The sequence below is a fragment of the Antribacter soli genome, assembly GCF_021568775.1.
GTDB lineage: Bacteria > Actinomycetota > Actinomycetes > Actinomycetales > Cellulomonadaceae > Antribacter > Antribacter soli.
The window spans coordinates 18,744-38,096 of sequence record NZ_JAKGSG010000028.1; the positions used below are offsets into that span (position 1 = coordinate 18,744).

Annotated in this window: 15 protein-coding genes; 1 reads left to right on the plus strand and 14 read right to left on the minus strand. The window is 73.8% G+C overall.

All coding sequences use genetic code 11. The features are described 5' to 3' along the window. Nucleotides 1–45: 45 nt before the first annotated feature. From L1785_RS09560 to hisI, 12 genes are all read right to left on the minus strand, one after another. A complete protein-coding gene (locus L1785_RS09560; RefSeq protein ID WP_236089026.1) occupies nucleotides 46–1,512 on the minus strand; it encodes a glutamate synthase subunit beta in 1,467 nt (488 codons plus the stop codon). Further along, on the minus strand, nucleotides 1,505–6,046 hold the full coding sequence (gene gltB / locus L1785_RS09565) for a glutamate synthase large subunit (protein ID WP_372461852.1): 4,542 nt from the start codon (nucleotides 6,044–6,046) through the stop codon (nucleotides 1,505–1,507). Before gltB ends, L1785_RS09560 begins: the two co-directional genes overlap by 8 nt. A 113-nt stretch (nucleotides 6,047–6,159) precedes the next feature. Next, nucleotides 6,160–7,194 (minus strand): prolipoprotein diacylglyceryl transferase, encoded by a 1,035-nt coding sequence (lgt, locus tag L1785_RS09570; RefSeq protein WP_268915079.1) that lies wholly within the window; start codon nucleotides 7,192–7,194, stop codon nucleotides 6,160–6,162. 47 nt (nucleotides 7,195–7,241) lie between these two features. Further along, complete coding sequence (gene trpA / locus L1785_RS09575; protein WP_236089029.1) at nucleotides 7,242–8,138, minus strand: tryptophan synthase subunit alpha; 897 nt, start codon at nucleotides 8,136–8,138, stop codon at nucleotides 7,242–7,244. Beyond that, complete coding sequence (trpB, locus tag L1785_RS09580) at nucleotides 8,135–9,412, minus strand: tryptophan synthase subunit beta (protein WP_236089030.1); 1,278 nt, start codon at nucleotides 9,410–9,412, stop codon at nucleotides 8,135–8,137. Before trpB ends, trpA begins: the two co-directional genes overlap by 4 nt. A 14-nt stretch (nucleotides 9,413–9,426) precedes the next feature. Beyond that, complete coding sequence (gene trpC, locus L1785_RS09585; RefSeq protein ID WP_236089031.1) at nucleotides 9,427–10,242, minus strand: indole-3-glycerol phosphate synthase TrpC; 816 nt, start codon at nucleotides 10,240–10,242, stop codon at nucleotides 9,427–9,429. Nucleotides 10,243–10,414: 172 nt separating this feature from the next. After that, complete coding sequence (locus L1785_RS09590) at nucleotides 10,415–10,867, minus strand: DUF2752 domain-containing protein (RefSeq protein ID WP_308113303.1); 453 nt, start codon at nucleotides 10,865–10,867, stop codon at nucleotides 10,415–10,417. A gap of 8 nt (nucleotides 10,868–10,875) precedes the next feature. Continuing rightward, entirely contained in the window at nucleotides 10,876–11,481 is a 606-nt protein-coding gene (locus L1785_RS09595) for a DUF4190 domain-containing protein (RefSeq protein ID WP_236089032.1), read from the minus strand. Next, nucleotides 11,478–11,738, minus strand: a complete 261-nt coding sequence (locus tag L1785_RS09600; RefSeq protein WP_236089033.1) for an HGxxPAAW family protein — start codon at nucleotides 11,736–11,738, stop codon at nucleotides 11,478–11,480. The genes L1785_RS09595 and L1785_RS09600 overlap by 4 nt, the downstream gene beginning before the upstream one ends. An 83-nt stretch (nucleotides 11,739–11,821) precedes the next feature. After that, entirely contained in the window at nucleotides 11,822–12,493 is a 672-nt protein-coding gene (locus L1785_RS09605) for a Trp biosynthesis-associated membrane protein (RefSeq protein ID WP_236089034.1), read from the minus strand. Nucleotides 12,494–12,515: 22 nt separating this feature from the next. Further along, the gene (locus L1785_RS09610) at nucleotides 12,516–14,084 is read right to left on the minus strand and encodes an anthranilate synthase component I (RefSeq protein ID WP_236089051.1); all 1,569 of its coding nucleotides are present in this window, start codon (nucleotides 14,082–14,084) and stop codon (nucleotides 12,516–12,518) included. Nucleotides 14,085–14,137: 53 nt separating this feature from the next. Beyond that, nucleotides 14,138–14,581, minus strand: a complete 444-nt coding sequence (hisI, locus tag L1785_RS09615) for a phosphoribosyl-AMP cyclohydrolase (protein ID WP_236089052.1) — start codon at nucleotides 14,579–14,581, stop codon at nucleotides 14,138–14,140. A gap of 189 nt (nucleotides 14,582–14,770) precedes the next feature. On the opposite strand from hisI, the gene L1785_RS09620 reads away from it, so the two are divergent. Next, nucleotides 14,771–15,379, plus strand: a complete 609-nt coding sequence (locus L1785_RS09620) for a class I SAM-dependent methyltransferase (RefSeq protein ID WP_236089035.1) — start codon at nucleotides 14,771–14,773, stop codon at nucleotides 15,377–15,379. Nucleotides 15,380–15,399: 20 nt separating this feature from the next. On the opposite strand, the gene L1785_RS09625 is transcribed toward L1785_RS09620, so the two are convergent. Both L1785_RS09625 and L1785_RS09630 read right to left on the minus strand, forming a co-directional pair. Next, on the minus strand, nucleotides 15,400–17,268 hold the full coding sequence (locus L1785_RS09625; protein WP_236089036.1) for an ABC transporter ATP-binding protein: 1,869 nt from the start codon (nucleotides 17,266–17,268) through the stop codon (nucleotides 15,400–15,402). Next, entirely contained in the window at nucleotides 17,265–19,262 is a 1,998-nt protein-coding gene (locus tag L1785_RS09630) for an ABC transporter ATP-binding protein (protein ID WP_236089037.1), read from the minus strand. The genes L1785_RS09625 and L1785_RS09630 overlap by 4 nt, the downstream gene beginning before the upstream one ends. Nucleotides 19,263–19,353: the final 91 nt, after the last annotated feature.

A 19,353-nucleotide genomic window follows, 5' to 3' on the forward strand; every position in this document is an offset into this window, starting at 1 on the left:
GTGAATAGCAGCCCCGGCGCGAGCCGGAGCCAGGGAATGAAATCTCTAGGCCCGCAGGGCTGCCGTCCGGGGTCGGACCGGGGCCGGAAGCTCCGTGGAACCCTGCAGGAACGCGTCGGCGGCGGCTGCGGCCGCGCGGCCCTCGGCGATCGCCCACACGATGAGCGACTGCCCGCGGCCCGCGTCGCCGGCCACGAACACACCCGGCAGGCTCGCCGCGTAGTCGTCGCCGCGTGCCACCAGACCGCGGTCGGTCACCTCGATGCCGGTCTGCTCCTCGAGCAGGCGGGTCTCCGGGCCGGTGAAGCCCATCGCCACGAGCACCAGGTCGGCCGGGATCTCCCGCTCGGTGCCCGGTGTGGGCGCTCGGCGGCCGTCCGGCAGGTACGCGGTCTCGGCGACCTTGAGCGCGCGCACGCGTCCGGCGTCGTCCGCGAGGAACTCCACCGTCGACGCCAGGTAGGCGCGCTCGCCGCCCTCCTCGTGGGAGGTCGACACCTCGAACAGGATCGGGTCCGTGGGCCACGGCTGGTTCGCCGGGCGCTCGCCCGGCGGGCGCTTGCCGATGGCCAGCGTGGTCACGCTCGCCGCGCCCTGGCGCAGCGACGTGCCCAGGCAGTCCGAGCCCGTGTCGCCGCCGCCGATGATGATGACGTGCTTTCCCTCCGCGGTCGGCGCGCCCTCGACGGGACGACCCGCCGCGGCCTTGTTCGCCGGCGTCAGGAAGTCCATCGCGAAGTGGATGCCGTCGAGCTCACGCCCGGGCAGGCGCAGGTCGCGCGGCACCGTCGCGCCCGTGGCGACCACGACGGCGTCGAACCGGCGGCGCAGCGCGTCCCAGGAGATGTCCTTGCCGATCTCGACGCCCGCGCGGAAGCGGGTGCCCTCGGCCTCCATCTGCGCCAGGCGACGCTCGATGTGGAGCTTCTCGAGCTTGAAGTCGGGGATGCCGTAGCGCAGCAGGCCGCCGATCGCGTCGTCCCGCTCGTACACCACGACCGTGTGCCCGGCACGGGTGAGCTGCTGGGCCGCCGCCAGGCCGCCCGGGCCGGAGCCCACCACGGCCACCGTGGAGCCCGTGAGGCGCTGCGGCACCACCGGCTGCACCAGGCCGCGCTCGAACGCCTCGTCGACGATCGACACCTCGATGTTCTTGATCGTCACCGCCGGCTGGTTGATGCCGAGCACGCAGGACGACTCGCACGGGGCCGGACAGACGCGGCCCGTGAACTCCGGGAAGTTGTTCGTGGCGTGCAGCCGGTCGATCGCGTCGGCCCACTGCCCGCGCCACACCAGGTCGTTCCAGTCGGGGATGAGGTTCCCGAGCGGGCAGCCCTGGTGGCAGAACGGGATGCCGCAGTCCATGCAGCGGCCGGCCTGCTCCTTGAGGAACGGCTGCCCGTCCACCCGGTGCTCGTGCGTGTCCTTCCAGTCGCGCAACCGCACCTCGATCGGGCGGTTCGGCGGGAGCTCGCGCTCCCGCACCTTGAGGAATCCGCGGGGGTCAGCCACGAGCCACCTCCATGATCCGGTCCCACGCACTCGGGTCCCACTCGTCGCTGTCCAGGGGGTTCTCGGCCAGCGCGGCGCGTACGCGCGACCAGCCGAGCGGGAGCACGCGGGTCAGGCGTGCTCGTGTGAACTCGGGCTCGGCGAGGAGCTCCTCCGCGACCGGCGAGCCGGTCTCGTCGCGGTGCTGCTCCAGGAGCGCGGCCACCGCGGCCCAGTCGGCGTCGTCGAGCCGGCTCACCTCGAGCTCGCGGTCGGCGACGGCGGCCGCGTTCACGGCACCGGCACGCAGGTCGAGCACGTACGCGATGCCACCGGACATGCCGGCGCCGAAGTTGCGGCCCGTCGGGCCGAGCACCAGCACGGTGCCGCCCGTCATGTACTCGCAGCCGTGGTCGCCCACGCCCTCGACGACCAGCGTGGCCCCCGAGTTGCGCACGGCGAACCGCTCGCCGACCCGGCCGCGCAGGAAGACCTCGCCCGAGGTGGCGCCATAGCCGATCACGTTGCCCGCGATGACGTTCGTGGCGCCGTCGAGGACGGCCGCCCTGTCGGGACGGGCCACGATGCGCCCGCCGGACAGGCCCTTGCCGACGTAGTCGTTCGCGTCGCCGAAGAGGCGCAGCGTGATGCCGCGCGGCAGGAACGCGCCGAGCGACTGGCCGGCCGAGCCGGTCAGGGTGACGTCGATCGTGCCGTCCGGCAGGCCCTGCCCGCGGTACCGCTTGGTCACCTCGTGCCCGAGCATCGTGCCGACCGTGCGGTTGACGTTGCGGACCGGCAGCTCGATGCGCACGGCCTCGCCGCGCTCGAGCGCTGGCGCCGCGAGGGCGATGAGCTGGTTGTCCAGGGCCTTGTGCAGCCCGTGGTCCTGCTGCCGGGTCTGGTGCAGGGCCGAGCCGGGCTTGGGCTCCGGGCGGTCCAGGACCGGGCGGAGGTCGAGCCCCTGCGCCTTCCAGTGGTCCACGGCCCGGCGGGTGTCGAGCACCTGGACCTGGCCGACAGCCTCCTCGATACTGCGGAAGCCGAGGGCCGCCAGGTGCTCGCGCACCTCCTGGGCGACGAACTGGAAGAAGTTCACGACGAACTCGGGCTTGCCGGTGAACCGCTTGCGCAGCTCCGGGTTCTGGGTGGCGACGCCGACCGGGCAGGTGTCCAGGTGACAGACGCGCATCATGACGCAGCCCGAGACCACCATGGGGGCGGTGGCGAAGCCGAACTCCTCGGCACCCAGCAGCGCCGCCACGACGACGTCGCGGCCGGTCTTCATCTGGCCGTCCACCTGCACAACGATGCGGTCGCGCAGGTCGTTGAGCACGAGCGTCTGCTGGGTCTCGGCGAGGCCGATCTCCCAGGGCGTGCCGGCGTGCTTGAGGGACGTCAGCGGCGAGGCGCCCGTGCCGCCGTCGTGCCCGGAGATGAGCACGACGTCGGCGTGCGCCTTGGACACACCCGTGGCCACCGTGCCCACGCCGAACTCGGACACGAGCTTCACGTGGATGCGCGCCGCCGGGTTGGCGTTCTTCGCGTCGTGGATGAGCTGCGCCAGGTCCTCGATGGAGTAGATGTCGTGGTGCGGCGGCGGCGAGATGAGGCCCACACCCGGCGTCGAGTGCCGGGTCTTCGCGACCCACGGGTACACCTTGGAACCGGGTAGCTGACCGCCCTCGCCGGGCTTGGCGCCCTGGGCGAGCTTGATCTGGATGTCGTCGGCCTGGGTCAGGTACTCGCTGGTCACGCCGAAGCGGCCGGACGCGATCTGCTTGACCTTCGAGCGGCGCTCGGGGTCGTACAGGCGCTCGGGGTCCTCGCCGCCCTCGCCCGTGTTGGAGCGCGCGCCGAGGCGGTTCATCGCGATCGCGAGGGTCTCGTGCGCCTCCGCGGAGATCGAGCCGTACGACATGGCGCCCGTGTTGAAGCGCTTGACGATCTCCTCGACCGACTGGACCTCGTCGATCGGGACCGGCTCGCGGTCGGGGCTGAACCGGAGCAGGCCGCGCAGCGTCATGAGCCGCTGCGACTGCTCGTCCACGCGCCGCGTGTACTGGCGGAAGATGTCCATCCGGCCGGAACGCGTTGCGTGCTGCAGGCGGAACACCGTCTCCGGGTCGAAGAGGTGCTCCTCGCCGTCGCGGCGCCACTGGTACTCGCCACCGGTCGTCAGGGCCTGGTGCGGCTGGTGGTTGCCCGACGGCGGGTACGCCTCGGCGTGCCGCGCAGCCGTCTCGGCGGCGACCACGTCGAGCCCGACACCGCCGAGGCGCGACGTGGTGCCCGTGAAGTAGTCCTCGACAAGCTCGTGGGACAGGCCTACCGCCTCGAAGATCTGGGCACCGCGGTACGACATGATCGTCGAGATGCCCATCTTGGACATCACCTTGAGGACGCCCTTGCCGAGCGCCTTGATGAGGTTGGCGACCGCCTTCTCGGGGTCGACGTCGAGGTAGCCGCGCCGTGCGAGGTCCTCGACCGTCTCCATCGCGAGGTACGGGTTCACCGCGGCCGCGCCGTAGCCGATGAGGAGCGCGACGTGGTGCACCTCGCGCACGTCGCCGGCCTCGACGACGAGCGACACCCGGGTGCGCGTGTGCTTGCGCACCAGGTGGTGGTGCACGGCGCTCGACAGCAGCAGCGACGGGATCGGCGCCAGCTCGGAGTTGGAGTCGCGGTCCGAGAGCACGATGAACGAGGCACCGGCCGCGACGTGCGCGTCGACCTCGGCGAAGATCTGCTCGAGGCGCGCCAGCAGGGCCGCGCCGCCGCCGGAGACGTCGTACAGGCCGCGCACGGTGACGGCGCGGAAGACGCCCTCGAGCTCCGGGTCGCGGTCGACGCGGATGATCTTGGCGAGCTGGTCGTTGTCCAGGACCGGGAAGGGCAGCACGAGCTTGCGCGCGTGCTCCGGCGAGTCCGCCAGCAGGTTCGGCTCAGGGCCGATCGCGCCGCCGATGGACGTGACGAGCTCCTCGCGGATCGCGTCCAACGGCGGGTTGGTGACCTGCGCGAACATCTGCGTGAAGTAGTCGAACAGCAGGCGCGGGCGCGAGGAGAGCACCGCGATCGGCGTGTCCGTACCCATCGCGCCCAGCGGCTCGAGGCCGTTCGTGGCCATGGGCGTGAGGATGACCTTGAGCTCTTCCTCGGTGTAGCCGAAGGCGCGCTGGCGCCGGCGCACGGAGGCGGGGCTGTGAGCCACGTGCTCGCGCTCGGGCAGCTCGTCCAGGTGCACCGAGTGCTCGGCGATCCACTGGCCGTAGGGGCGCTGCGCCGCGAGGTGGGACTTGATCTCGTCGTCCTCGACGATGCGCCCGGAGCCCGTGTCCACGAGGAACATGCGGCCCGGCTCGAGGCGGCCCTTGCGCACCACGGACGCCGGGTCGAGGTCCAGCACGCCCGCCTCGGAGGCGAGCACGACGAGCCCGTCCTCGGTGACCCAGTACCGGCCGGGACGCAGGCCGTTGCGGTCCAGGACCGCGCCGATGAGCGTGCCGTCGGTGAACGTCAGGGCGGCGGGGCCGTCCCACGGCTCGATGAGGTTGGCGTGGTACTCGTAGAACGCCCGCCGGGCGGGGTCCATCTCGGCGTTGTTCTCCCACGCCTCGGGGATCATCATGAGCACCGCGTGCGGCAGCGAGCGGCCGCCGAGGTGCAGCAGCTCGAGCACCTCGTCGAAGCTGGCCGAGTCGCTCGACCCGGGCGAGCACACGGGCTGCAGCGGCGCCAGGTCGCCCAGGAGGTCGCTGGCCATGGTGCCCTCGCGCGCCGCGACCCAGTTCCGGTTGCCGCGGACCGTGTTGATCTCACCGTTGTGCGCGATGAGGCGGAACGGCTGGGCCAGCGGCCACGACGGGAACGTGTTGGTGCTGAACCGCGAGTGGACGAGCGCGATCTCGGAGGCGTACCGCGGGTCCGACAGGTCCGGGAAGAACGGCTCGAGCTGCGCGGTGGTGAGCATGCCCTTGTAGGTCAGCGTGCGTGCCGACAGCGAGGCGAAGAACAGCTCGAGCTCGTTCTCGGCCCGCTTGCGCAGCCGGTAGCACCGGCGGTCCAGGTCGACGCCGGCCAGCTCGCGCGACGGGTCCGCCACGACGAGCTGGCGGAACACCGGCATCGTCGCCCGCGCGCTGGGGCCGACGATGTCGGCGTTCACGGGCACGTCGCGCCAGGCCAGCACGTCGAGCTTCTCCTCGGCCGCGAGCGCCTCGACGCGCCGCTCCACGCGGTCGCGCTCCGCCGCGTCCTGCGGCAGGAACGCGATGCCGATGGCGTAGCGGCCCGCGGGGGGCAGCTCGGCGGCGACGACGTCGCGCACGAACGCGTCGGGGATCTGGGTCAGGATGCCGGCGCCGTCACCCGTGTCCTCCTCGGCGCCGACGGCGCCGCGGTGGTCCAGGTTCAGCAGCGCGGTCAGGCCTGCGTCGACGATGTCACGGCCGGCGGTCCCGCGGAGGGTGGCGACGAACGCCACACCACACGCGTCGTGCTCGGCGGACGGGTCGTACAGGCCCTGGGCCGGCCTGTGCAGCGGCATGCTCATGAGTCCTCACAGCCGCCCGGCATGCCGGGCGCGGTTCCTTGCTTGCGGTTCGGGACGACGTCGGCCCGTTCGGACAGGGGCGCGACGTCCGGTGGTCCCGGAGTCGTGCCCTCTCAGGTGCGCGCGTCGGCGCCCTTGTCGGGCTCCGCCGCGCGTGCGGTCTTCTCGTCCTGCTCGGCAGCGTCCCCTGCTGCCTTGTCCTCTGGTTCGTCCCCTGCGCTGCCCGACGACGTCTCGCCCACCTCGGACGTGACCGTCGCCTTCCCCTCAGAGCCGGTCTCCGGGCCCGAGCCCGAGCCCGGATCAGCGTCCGGGTCGAGCTCGGGCCGCAGCCGGACCGACGGCTCCCGCTCCGGGAACCGGCGCGCCAGCAGGACCGAGACGACCAGGGCCGCGAGGCCCAGGAGGATCGAGGTCCAGACGTTGAGCCGGAGCCCGAGGACGTGCTCCGCCGTGTCGATCCGCAGCATCTCGATCCAGACCCGGCCCAGAGTGTAGAGCAACACGTACGCCCAGAATACCCGCCCATGACCCAGCTTGAACCGACGGTCGAGGTAGACCAGGACGCCGGCCATGGCAAGGTTCCACAGGAGCTCGTACAGGAACGTCGGGTGGAACAGCGTGCCGACGTCGTAGCCCTCGGGAAGGTACTGCGGGGCGATCTCCAGGCCCCACGGCAGCGTGGTCGGCGAGCCGAACAGCTCCTGGTTGAACCAGTTGCCGAGCCGGCCGATCGCCTGGGCCACCAGCAGAGCCGGGGCGACGGCGTCGGCAAACGACGTGAACCGTACACCCATGCGGCGGCAGCCGATCCACGCGCCCAGCGCGCCGAGCGCCACCGCACCCCAGATGCCGAGGCCGCCCTCCCACACGTAGAGCGCGCGGACGGGGTCGCCGCCGGGGCCGAAGTAGGCGTCGGGCGACGAGATCACGTGGTAGATCCGCCCGCCGACGATGCCGAACGGCACCGCCCAGAACGAGATCTCCAGAACGTCGTCGGCCACGCCGCCGCGCGCCACCCAGCGCTTCGTCGTGATCCAGACCGCGACGGCGATGCCGACGAGGATCGCGAGCGCGTAGGCGCGCAGCGGGAAGATGCCGATGTGCCACGTGTGCTGCGGCGGGCTCGGGATCGACGCAGGCACCAGGGCGTGCAGCGACGCCGCGGCGTCGAGCGCGACGGAGGGGAGCGAGGTCACCGGGAGTCTCCAGGGGTCAGCGACGCGCGCGTCGGGGTCGTGGCACCGGAGTCGCCGGTGCGTGCCGACCGTACCCCGGACGCGAGGTCCTCGGTGACGGCGGCCAGCGCGGCGAGACGGTCGGCCCACGGGGCGTCGCCGAGCAGGGGCCGCACGAACGCCGAGCCGACGATGACGCCGTCGGCGTAGCGGCCCACCTGGGCCGCCTGAGCTCCGGACGACACGCCCAGGCCCACGCAGACGTTCTCCGCGCCGGCGGCACGCGTGTCCACGACGAGCTGCTCGGCGCGGCCGCCGACCTGGGTCCGCTCCCCCGTGACCCCCATCGTGGAGGCCGCGTAGACGAAGCCGCGCGAGGCGCGGGCCGTCAGGGCCAGCCGCTCGGGCGTCGAGCTCGGCGCCACGAGGAAGACCCGGTCGAGGCCGTGGGCGTCGCTCGCCGCGATCCAGGCCGCCGCCTCGTCGGGGATGAGGTCCGGCGTGATGAGACCCGCGCCGCCCGCGGACGCCAGGTCGCGCGCGAACGCGTCGACGCCGTACCGCAGGACCGGGTTCCAGTAGGTCATGACGAGCACGGGCACGCCGCGGGCCGCCACGGCGCTCACGACGCCGAACACGTCCCGGACGCGGGCGCCCGCGTCGAGCGCGCCCTGCGCGGCCGCCTGGATGACGGGGCCGTCCATCACGGGATCCGTGTACGGGATGCCGAGCTCGATCATGTCGACGCCGTGGTCCACGAGGGTGAGCAGCGCGTCCACCGACCGCTCGACCGTCGGGAAGCCGACCGGCAGGTAGCCCACGAGGGCCGGACGGCCCTCCTGCTCGCGCAGCCGCGCGAGGACGCCCGCCGTCGAGCCGGCCGGCGTGGTGGGCGCCGTGGTGGCCGTCGTCATGCGCGTCCCTCCTTCGTCTCGAGCTCCTGGTCCTCCAGGAGCCCGAACCAGCGCGCGGCCGTGGCCACGTCCTTGTCGCCGCGACCCGAGAGGTTCACGAGGATCGTGTACTCGCCGCTCGCCGTGAGGCCCGCGGCCTCGGCCTCCCGGCCGATCCGCAGCGCGCCCGCGAGCGCGTGGGCGGACTCGATGGCCGGGATGATGCCCTCGGTGCGGCACAGGAGGCGGAACGCGTCCATGGCCTCGTCGTCCGTGACCGGGCGGTACGTCGCCCGCCCGAGGTCGTGCAGCCAGGCGTGCGCCGGGCCCACGCTCGGGTAGTCCAGGCCGGCGGACACCGAGTGGCTGGGCAGTGTCTGACCGTCTTCGTCCTGCAACAGGTACGACCGGGCGCCGTGCAGCACGCCGGGCACGCCGCCCGAGAACCGGGCCGCGTGGCGGCCCGTCTCGATGCCTTCGCCGCCCGCCTCGAAGCCGTGCAGCGCGACGCCCTCGTCGTCCAGGAACGCGTTGAAGATGCCGAGCGCGTTGGAGCCACCGCCCACGCACGCCGCCACCGCGTCGGGCAGGCGGCCGGTGCGCTCCAGGAGCTGGGCGCGCGCCTCCTCGCCGATGATTCGGTGGAACTCGCGGACCATCTCGGGGAACGGGTGCGGGCCCGTCACGGTGCCGAGGAGGTAGTGGGTGGTCTCGACGTTGGCGACCCAGTCGCGCAGCGCCTCGTTGATCGCGTCCTTGAGCGTGCGCGAGCCGATCGTGACGGGCACGACCTCCGCCCCGAGCAGGCGCATGCGGGCCACGTTCAGGGCCTGGCGGCGCGTGTCCTCCTCGCCCATGTAGACCACGCACTCGAGGTCCATCAGGGCCGCCGCGGTCGCCGTGGCCACGCCGTGCTGCCCGGCGCCCGTCTCGGCGATCAGCCGCTTCTTGCCCATGCGCTTGACCAGGAGCGCCTGCCCGAGCACGTTGTTGATCTTGTGCGAGCCCGTGTGGTTGAGGTCCTCGCGCTTGAGGAACACCCGGGCGCCGCCGGCGTGCGCGGCGAACCGCTGCACCTCCGTCAGCGGGCTCGGCCGCCCCACGTAGTCGCGGTGCAGGCGGGCGAGCTCTTCCGTGAACGCCGGGTCGCCGAGGGCCTTGCGGTACTCGGTCTCCACCTCTTCGAGGGCCGCGATCAGCGCCTCGGGCACGAACCGCCCGCCGAACTCGCCGAAGTACGGTCCGGACACGTCCGCCAGGCGCGCCACCAGGCTGCCGGCTGAGGTCTCGGTCATGGGTCCTGTCTCCTTCAAGCCGGCCGCCGGCCCTGCAGCGACGGGTGAGAGCCTGCGGCGACCAGGTCGGCGACCGTGGCGCGCGGGGCGTCGTTCTTCACGAGAGTCTCGCCGACGAGCACGGCGTCCGCGCCCCCGCGCGCCATCTCCATGACGTCGCGCGGGCCCGAGATGCCGGACTCGGCGACGCGCACCACGTCGTCCGGGATGTACGGGGCGAGGCGCTGGAACAGCGTCATGTCGAGCTCGAGCGTCTTGAGGTTGCGGTGGTTCACGCCGATCACGCGGGCACCGGCGTCGAGCGCCCGGCGCACCTCCTCCAGCGTGTGCGTCTCCACCAGCGCCGTCATGCCGAGCGAGTGCACGCGCTCCACGAGCGACTCCAGCACGGTCTGCTCGAGCGCGGCGACGATGAGGAGGACCAGGTCGGCGCCGTGCGCGCGGGCCTCCCACACCTGGTACGGCGAGACGATGAAGTCCTTGCGCAGCAGCGGCACGTCGACGCGGGCCCGCACGGCGTCCAGGTCCTCGAGGCTGCCGGAGAACCGGCGCTGCTCCGTGAGGACCGAGATGACGGACGCGCCGCCCTTCTCGTACTCCTCCGCGAGCGCGGCCGGGTCGGTGATCGTGGCCAGCGCGCCCTTCGACGGGCTGGACCGCTTCACCTCCGCGATGACCGCGACGGCGTCCTGCGCCCTCAGCCGCCCGGTGCACTCGATCGCTCCGGGCAGCCGCGCCGCGCGCACCTTGAGCTCGTCGAGCGATGTCAGTGCCTCGCGCACGGCGAGGTCCTCGCGGACCCCCGCGACGATGTCCTCCAGGACCGTCATAGCTGTGCCTCCCCGTGCCCTCGGGCTCCCAGCCCCCTGCCCGGCGCCCCCGGGCCACAGCCATCGTAGGACGCCACGGGTGGTGCCCCTGTTCACCGACCGGAGGGCGAGACGACACACCGTCGTAACATCCCGGCGTGTCGGCACCCGTCGTCGCGGCTCCCCGGAGGCGTCAGCCGAGCCAGGGAGTCAGGTACGGCACCAGCGGCGGCAGGTTCCGGGCCACGCCGAACGCGACGACGACGGCGAGCAGCGCCCACCCGACCGCGACCGGGAACCGCGGCCCTGGCCTCCCGCGCGCGGCACGGACCACCCACACGACCCACGCGGCGACGACGAGGGGCACCAGCAGCACCCACAGCGGGTTCGCCGCCCACGCGGACGCGAGGTCGAGGTGCGCGAGGTCGTGCGTGGCGCGCAGCCCTCCGCAGGCGGGGCACGCGAAGCCGGTGAGCGCGAGCAGCGGGCAGAAGCCGTAGCTGCCCGGGACGTGCGGGTCGCGCACGGCCAGCACGACGGTGGCCGCCGCCGCGACCCCGGCCGTCACGAGCGGCGTGACGAGGCGCCCGGCGGACGGGCGGACGTCCCGCCCGGCCGGCGGTGCGGAGGTCGTGGCAGCGGCCACGAGGGGCCTCAGGCCACCGGCCCGGCCGGGACGACGCCGGCCGACAGGTCCCGCAGCTCCTCGAAGCCGACGGTCGCACCGAACACGACGAGCCAGATCACGAACAGCACGATCGCGATCGCGGTCAGCGCCACCGACACCCAGCCCAGGATGACGCCCGCCACGGCCATGCCGTCGTTGTTCGCCTCGCCCTTGCGCACCGCCTGGCGAGCCAGGTTACCGACGATGATCGCCGGGATGCCGGTGATGATGCCGCAGCTCAGGACGATGCCGGCGATGCCGAGCACGAGCGACCAGACGGCGAGGTCGTTCTTCGGGTACACCATCGCCGGCGCCGGCGGTACCGGCGAGCCGTACACCGGCGGCTGTGCCGGGACCCGTGCCGGGTAGGGCGGCTGCGGGTAGGGCGGCTGACCCTGGGCAGGGCCCTGGGCCTGCGTCTGCCCCTCTGTGGGACCCTGCGCCGGACCCTGTCCCGGGTACGGCGACGCGGGCGCGGCCGGATAGCCCGGCCCGGGCTCGTACGGCGCCGGCGAGCCCGGGTAGGGCTGCGGCGTGTCGCCCGCGGGCTCCTCGCCCGGCTGCGACGGGCCGTACGGCGGCTGCGTGGTCATCGCCTGACCGACTTCTGGCCCAGCCCCGCCTGGCGCAGGAACCAGCCGACGAGGAGCGCCGCGACGACCACGCTGAGGCCCGCCCAGAACAGGACGGCGCTCGGCGTCGGCAGCACGAGGGCGACGGCGGAGACGAGCGCGCCGAGCGTGATGCCGATCATCGTGACCCACGCGGCCACGGTGTGGCCGTGGTTCGACGGCGGCACGGCCGGCGGCAGGTAGGCGAGCTCGGCGGCCTTCGGCGTGTTCTCGACCATGGGGAGGGGTCCTTCTTCCTTGCGTGGCTCGTGTCGAGCGTGGATCGTTGCCTCGGCCCCAGACTATCCGCTCGCGCCCGAGGTCAGCGGGTCGTGGGATCGTCCCCGCGGGTGAGGGCGTCCCAGGCGTCGTGCGCGTCCAGCTCGCCGGCCGGCTCCACCGTCCGGTCGGCCGCGGCCGCCGTCGTCGGGGCGTCGGGCGCCGCCGGTGCGTAGGCCGGTCCCGACGCCTGCGCGGAGACCGCGGGTGCCGTGTCCCCCGCCCGCTCGTGGCGGCCGGACGGGGCCGACCACCGACCCGCACCCGCTGCTCCGAGCGCGGCGACGACGACCGTGAGGACCCCCACGACGACCGACGCCCACGGCCACGGCGTCACGACCACTGGCGAGGTGAGATCCGTCACGCCGGCCGCGCCGGCGGCCGCCGCGGTCGCGGCCGGCACCGGGTCGGCCAGGACAGCCACCGCCGACGCGGCGACGAGGACCCCGGCCGCCGCGACGACGGCGAGCACCAGGTACCGGGCGACCCGCCCGCCGAGGGTCAGTGCTACACCGGCGGCGAGCAGCACGAGGCCGCCCGCACCCAGGCCGGGCGCCGCCTGGGTGCCCGACGCCGTCACGGTCACCTCGGGCGAGAGGGCCGTCGCCACCGTGGTGCGCACCCACGTGGCGGCGCCGGTCCCGAGGGACAGCCCCCCGAGCGCGACGACGGCGAGCAGGGCGCGGCTGCGCGAGCGCAGCGCCGGGAACCTCATGCGGATGCTCCTGGGAGTGTGGTCACAGCGACCGGAACCGCGACGCGAGCTGCACCGCGCGGACCGCGGCCGCCGCCTTGTTGCGTGACTCGGCGTACTCGAGCGCGGGCACGGAGTCCGCGACGATCCCGCCGCCGGCCTGGACGCTCGCCCGCCCGTCGCGGATGAACGCGGTCCGGATGGCGATCGCCATGTCCATGTTGCCACCGAAGTCGAAGTAGCCGACGGTGCCGCCGTAGATGCCGCGCGAGGCGGGCTCGAGCTCGTCGATCAGGGCGATCGCACGCGGCTTCGGCGCGCCGGACAGCGTGCCCGCCGGGAACGTCGCCCGGAGCGCGTCCAGCGCGGTGCGGCCCGGGCGCAGCCGGCCCACCACGGTGGAGCACAGGTGCATGATGTGGCTGAACCGGCGGGTGCGCATGAACTCCACGACCTCGACGGACGTGGGCTCGCACACCTTGACCATGTCGTTGCGGGACAGGTCCACGAGCATGATGTGCTCTGCCCGCTCCTTCGGGTCGGCGAGCAGCTCCTCACCAAGGGCGACGTCCTCCTCCGGGTAGGCGCCGCGCGGCCGTGACCCGGCGATCGGGTAGGTCGTGACGTGCCCGTCCGTGACCTTGACCAGCGTCTCCGGGCTGGAGCCCACAACGGCGAAGTCGCGCTGGGTGCCGTCGGCGAGCGGCTCGGTGAGGTGGAAGTAGTACATGTACGGGCTCGGGTTGATCGTGCGCAGTGCCCGGTACACGTCGAGCGGGTCCGCCGGGCAGTCCAGGTCGAGGCGCTGGGACAGCACGACCTGGAAGACCTCGCCGTCGCGGATCGCCTCCTTGCCCGCGAGGACCGCGCGCTCGAACTCCTCACGGGTGGAGCGGAACTCCAGCTGCGGGTCGGCGTCGCTCGGCGGGCGCACCACGGTGGTGACGCGCGGGGCGCCCTTGGCGAGCGTCGCCTGCATCGCGTCGATGCGCCCGACCGCGGCCGCGTACGCCTCGTCGACCCGCTCGTCCGTGCCGTCGACGTTGATCGCGTTCGACACGAGCCAGACCGTGCCCTCGCGGTGGTCCACAACGGCCAGGTCGGTCGCCAGGCACAGCGCCACCTCGGGCGCGCCCAGCTCGTCGGGGGCGGTCGCGGGCAGCGTCGGCTCCCAGTGCCGCACCACGTCCCACCCGAGCACGCCCGCGAGGCCGCCGGTCAGCGGCGGCAGCCCGGCCTCGCCCGGCGTGCGCAGCGCCTCGAGCGCGGCACCGAGCACGTCGACCACGTCGCCCGTCTGCGGGATCCCGACCGGCACGTCGCCCGTCCAGACCGCCTGCCCGTCGCGTGACGTCAGCGTGGCCTGCGAGTCGACCCCGACGAACGACCAGCGCGCCCACGAGCCCGCCGCCTCGGCCGACTCCAGGATGAACGTCCCGGGGCGGCCCTGGGCCAGCGTGCGGTACAGGCCCACCGGGGTGGCGTCGTCGGCCAGCACCGGGCGCACGACGGGGATGACGCGCCGCGACGGGGCGAGCACGCGGAAGTCCTCGAGGCTCGGCCACGTCTGCCCCCAGGGCAGTTCCGCGGGCGCGGCCGGCAGCGACGGCACCGCGGCGGTCGGCACGGGCTCGGCCGTGGCGTTGGCGGCGAGGGGCAGCTGGGTCACCGGGTCTCCTCGAACTCGTCGGGTGCGGGGGCGGTGCCGGACACCGCGTCGGGCCGGCTGTCGGGCTGACCGTCGGACGTGCCCTCGGGCCGCTGCCCGACGACGGCGCCCAGGTCGCCACCCGCGTCGAAGCACGTGCGCGTCCCCGTGTGGCAGGCGGCGCCCACCTGGTCCACGCGCACGAGCAGAGCGTCACCGTCGCAGTCGATCGCGACGGAGCTCACGTACTGGGCGTGCCCCGAGGTGTCGCCCTTGCGCCAGTACTCCCGGCGCGAGCGGCTCCAGAAAGTCACGCGACCCTCCGTGAGGGTGCGCCGCAGCGCCTCGTCGTCCATCCACCCGACCATGAGGACCTCGCCCGTGTCGTGCTGCTGCACGACCGCGGCGACGAGCCCCGCGTCGTCACGCTTCAGGAGCGCGGCGACCGCGGGGTCGAGCACCGCTTCGACGGGGTTGGTGGCAGTGCTGACGTCGGGTGCGGAGGTCGGGGTGTCGGTGGCGACACGCGGTTCTGCGGACACCCGAGCATCCTTTCACGCGGCACCCACGCGACCGTGCGCCTGACCGCGAACTGACACCGAACTGCCCGCCGCCGTGCCGGAGACACACCCTGCCGGTAGCGTGCGGACGTGGCCCGATTCGACCCCGCCTACTGGGACGCCTACAACGCCGAGCAGGCGCAGCGCCGCGAGCCGCGGGCGATGTGCCGCCGGGTCCTGGACCTCGCCGGGCCGGGCGCCGGGCGCCGTGCCCTCGACCTCGGGTGCGGCGCCGGCGTGGAGACCGCCGCGCTGCTCACCGCCGGATGGCGTGTCACCGCGGTCGACCCTGTGCCTCAGAATGCCGCGGTCGCGGTGCCGGACGACCTGCGCCCCGGCCTCGACCTGCGCGGGACGAGGCTGCAGGACGCCCTGCCCCTACCCACCGCGGACCTGGTGCACGCCTCGTACTCCCTCCCGTTCGTCGTGCCCGCCGACTTCGACCGGGTGTGGGCCGGCGTGCGCGCAGCCCTGGCGCCCGGTGGGTGGCTCGCCGTGACGGTGTTCGGGGAGCGCGACGACTGGGCGCGGGACCCGGCGCTCGCGACGACGATCACCTTCCGCGACCGGACGGCGCTCGACGCGATGCTCGACGGGCTGGATGTCGTGGAGCTGGACGAGGAGGACGCCCCCGGCATGAGCTTCATCGGGCCGAAGCACTGGCACGTGTTCGAGGTGATCGCCCGCCGCCCGGCCTGACGGGGCGGCTCCCGCCCGCGTCACCGCGTCTGCGACACCCAGCTCGCGTGCATCCGGGCGTAGATCCCGCCCGCCGCCGCCAGCTCCTCGTGCGGTCCGAGCTCGACGACGTGGCCCTCGTCGACCACGACGACCAGGTCGGACGCCTCCGCGGTGGAGAGGCGGTGCGCGATCGTGATGGTCGAGCGGCCCGACGTCAGCGAGTCGAGCGCCCGCGCGATCCGCACCTCGGTCGCCGGGTCGACAGCGGACGTCGCCTCGTCCAGCACCAGGAGGTCCGGCTGCGCGAGGTAGGCCCGCGCGATCGCCACGAGCTGCCGCTCCCCCGCCGACAGCGCCTCGCCGCGCTGTCCCACCCGGGTGTCCAGGCCGTCGGGCAGGTCAGCGACCCAGTCGCTGAGCCCGAGCTCGTCGAAGGCGGCCGCGACGCTCTCGCGGAGCGCCTCCAGCGAGGCGACCTCCTCGCCGTCGGACGCCCGGATCCCGTAGGCCGCGTTGTCCAGGACCGTGCCGTCGAAGAGGAAACCCTCCTGCGGCACGAGCACGACGCGCTCACGCAGGCTCTCCAGCGCGACCCGGCGCAGGTCGGTGCCGTCCAGGAGGACGGCACCGGACGTCGGGTCCATGAGGCGGGTGACGAGCTTGGCGATGGTCGTCTTGCCGGAGCCCGTCTGGCCGACGACGGCGACCTTGGTGCGCGCTGGCAGGTCCAGCGAGATGCCGTGCAGCACCTCCGGGCCGCCGGGGTAGGCGAAGCGGACGTCGCGCAGCGAGACCGCCGCCGGCCCGCGCGACAGATGCGCCGCGTCCGGCGCGTCCGTCACCTCCACGGGCGTCTCGACGACGGCGATCACGCGCCGCCACCCGGCCACCGCGTTCTGCAGCTCGTTGAGGATCTCCGTGGCCATCTGGACCGGGCCTGTGAAGAGCTGGACCAGGAAGAGGAAGGCCACGACCTCGCCCGCGGTCATCGACCCGCCGACTCCCAGGTACGCGCCGACCACGACGACGACGGCCAGGACGAGGTTCGACACGAGGACACCCGAGGAGAACACCGCAGAGACCAGCACCTGCGAGCGCGCCTGCGCCCGGCGGGTGTCCTCCACGGCCGCGGCGATGCGCCGCCCGGTCCGCCCGGAGACGCCGTAGGCGCGGACGGTCTCGGCCCCGACCACGGACTCGCTGATGGCGCCGAGCATCGCGCCGACACGCTCGCGCACGGAGGTGTAGGCAGCGTTGACGTGCTTCTGCCCGAACCGGATGAGGAGGAACATCGGCACGAAGCAGGCCCACACCACCGCGGTGAGGATCGGCGAGTACACCGCCATGAGGACCGTGGCGACGACCATCTGCAGCACCGCGACGAGCAGCATGATGCCGCCCCACTGGACGAACAGGGACACGGTGTCGACGTCGTTCGTCACGCGGGACACGAGAGCGCCGCGGCGCTCCGTGTTCTGCGTGAGCGTGGACAGGTCGTGCACGTGGCGGAACGCGCGGACGCGCAACGTCGCGAGGCCCGCCTCGGTGGAGCGGAACAGCCGGACATTGACCATCGCGGCACAGAACGCCGCCAGCAGCAGCGCCGCCCCGGCGAGCCCGGCGAGCAGGGCGACGCGGCCGGCGTCGGGCCCGCCGTCGGCGAGGAGGCCGTCGTCGATCGTGCGCTGCACGGTGAGCGGCACCACCACGCGGCCCGCGGCCGCGAGGACCGCGAGCGCCAGCGTGAGCCACAGCCCGTCGGTGATCTGCGGGGAGAGCTGAACGCCGCGGCGCAGCGTGGCCAGGACGCCGAGCCGGCTGGCGGACTCGATGCGCACGCCGTTGGCGTCGAGCTCGTCCTCGGGCACCTCGGTGGCGTCCTCAGGTGCCTCGGTCACGGTGGTCATCGGGCCGCCTCCTCCAGCTCGTCGGTGTTTTCCTTGCTTCCGCCGGCCTCGGCCTGCCTGGACCCTCGCGGGAGGCCCTTGTCGGAGTCTTCCCGCTCCTGCTCGCGTCGCTCCGCCTCGGCCTGGTAGGCGGTGGCGAGCTCCCGGTACCCGGGGTCGCGGGCCATCAGCTCCTCGTGCGTGCCGACGTCGGCGACGCGCCCGCCCTCGACGTGCACCACCCGGTCCGCGAGCGCGACCGAGCTCATGCGGTACGCGACCATCACGACGGTCGTGCCTTGACCGCCGCCCCCGCCCAGGGTCGCGGGCACCCTGCCCTGCTCGGCGAGGCCGCGCAGGATCTCCTGCTCGACGCGGGGGTCGACGGCGCTCGTGGCGTCGTCGAGCACGAGCAGGCGCGGCCTGCGGACGAGGGCGCGCGCGATCGCGAGGCGCTGGCGCTGCCCTCCGGAGAGGTTGGCGCCGCGCTCGCCGAGCGGCGCGTCGAGCCCACCGGGCAGGGCCCGGACGGTCTCGTCGAGCCGCGCGAGGCGCAGGGCCTCCCAGACCTCCTCGTCCGTCAGGATGCCGGCGCCCGACCCATGGCTGGAGCTGGTGCCCGCCTCGTCCCGGTCCGCGAGCGTCACGTTGGCGCGGACCGTGTCCTCGAAGACGAAGGTGGCCTGGGTGACGAGTGCGACCTGGGACGGGATCTCGCCCTCGGCGAGGGTGCGCAGGTCGGTGCCGTCGAGCAGGACGCGGCCCCTGGTGGGGTCGGACAGTCGCGCGAGCAGGGACACGAGGGTGGTCTTGCCGGAGCCGGTGGTCCCGACGACGGCGACCGTCGCCCCGGCGGGGAACGCCACGTCGATGCCGTCCAGGAGGGTTACCTGACGGGTGCCTCCCGCAGCGTCCAGGCCGTCCGGGGCCGGGCCGGCGTGCTCGACGTCGACCCCGACGCCTTCCAGGCGGACCTCCAGGCCGGCGTCCCCGGCGGTCAGGCGGCCGGTGCCGTAGGCGAGCGTGCCTTCGGCGTCGACGACGAGCGCGATGCGCTCGTACCCGACCAGGGCGCGGGGCAGCTCTCCGAGGACCCAGCCGAAGGCCATGAGCGGGACGGTCATCATCGTCAGGAGGTAGGCGGCCGTGACGACGTCGCCGGCGGCGACGTGGCCGGTCGTGGCGCGCCAGGTGCCGACGGCGAGCACGGCGAGCGTGCCGATCGCGGGCAGGTTCTGGATGATCGGGTCGAAGATCGCGCGCACGATGCCGACCCGCACGTTCGCGGCGCGCAGCGCATCGGCGGTCGCGGCGAACCGCGCCTCCTCGCGGCCCTCGGTGCCGAGCGCCTTGACGAGGAGGGCGGCCTCGAAGGACTCGTGGGCGACGTCGGCGACGTCGCCGCGCAGCTGCTGCGCCCGCGTCACGGCGGGCGACATGTGCCGCTGGTAGTAGGCGTTCACGGCCACGGTGACGGGGACGACGACGAGCGCGGCGGCCGCCAGCCACAGGTCCGTCGCGACGAGCATGCCGACCGCGACGCCGATCATGACGACGACGCCCAGCGCGAACGGCAGCGGGTTGAACACGCCGTTCGCGGCCTCGGCGTCCGACGTGGTGTGGTTGAGGAGCTGGCCGGCCGGGTGTGCGCGGTGCCAGGAGACCGGCAGGCGCAGGTACTGGCGGGTGAGGGCCGTGCGGTGATCGGCGATGTTGCCCACGTAGCCGAACCCGGCCCAGATGCGCCGGGCCGCGACGGCCAGCGCCATGGACAGGGCGACGGCGGCCAGGACCAGGCCGGCGAGCCAGATGCGGTCGCGCGCGGCGGGGTCACCGGCGGCGGCCGGGACGACGACGGAGTCCGTCGCCCAGCCCACCGAGCGGCTCACGCCGACGGTCAGTGCGCCGAACAGGCCCGACGCGGTGACCGCGATGACGTAGTCGCGGGGGTGGGCGCGCATGCCGCGCCACATGAGGGCCAGCGACCGGCGAGCGCGGGAGCCGGTCAGCGTCATGGGGCTGGGCGTCGTGCGCGGCTCGGTGCGGGTTGCTGGGCTGGTCCGGGGTCCGGCGTCTCGGGCGCCAGAGGGCATGGAGGGGCCTCGT

Bases quoted from the DNA above. Each gene is read 5' to 3' on its own strand.
- gltB (WP_372461852.1), bottom strand. From the start codon at position 6,046: ATGAGCATGCCGCTGCACAGGCCGGCCCAGGGCCTGTACGACCCGTCC.
- trpA (WP_236089029.1), bottom strand. From the start codon at position 8,138: ATGACGACGGCCACCACGGCGCCCACCACGCCGGCCGGCTCGACGGCG.
- trpB (WP_236089030.1), bottom strand. From the start codon at position 9,412: ATGACCGAGACCTCAGCCGGCAGCCTGGTGGCGCGCCTGGCGGACGTG.
- trpC (WP_236089031.1), bottom strand. From the start codon at position 10,242: ATGACGGTCCTGGAGGACATCGTCGCGGGGGTCCGCGAGGACCTCGCC.
- L1785_RS09595 (WP_236089032.1), bottom strand. From the start codon at position 11,481: ATGACCACGCAGCCGCCGTACGGCCCGTCGCAGCCGGGCGAGGAGCCC.
- L1785_RS09600 (WP_236089033.1), bottom strand. From the start codon at position 11,738: ATGGTCGAGAACACGCCGAAGGCCGCCGAGCTCGCCTACCTGCCGCCG.
- L1785_RS09605 (WP_236089034.1), bottom strand. From the start codon at position 12,493: ATGAGGTTCCCGGCGCTGCGCTCGCGCAGCCGCGCCCTGCTCGCCGTC.
- L1785_RS09625 (WP_236089036.1), bottom strand. From the start codon at position 17,268: ATGACCACCGTGACCGAGGCACCTGAGGACGCCACCGAGGTGCCCGAG.
- L1785_RS09630 (WP_236089037.1), bottom strand. From the start codon at position 19,262: ATGACGCTGACCGGCTCCCGCGCTCGCCGGTCGCTGGCCCTCATGTGG.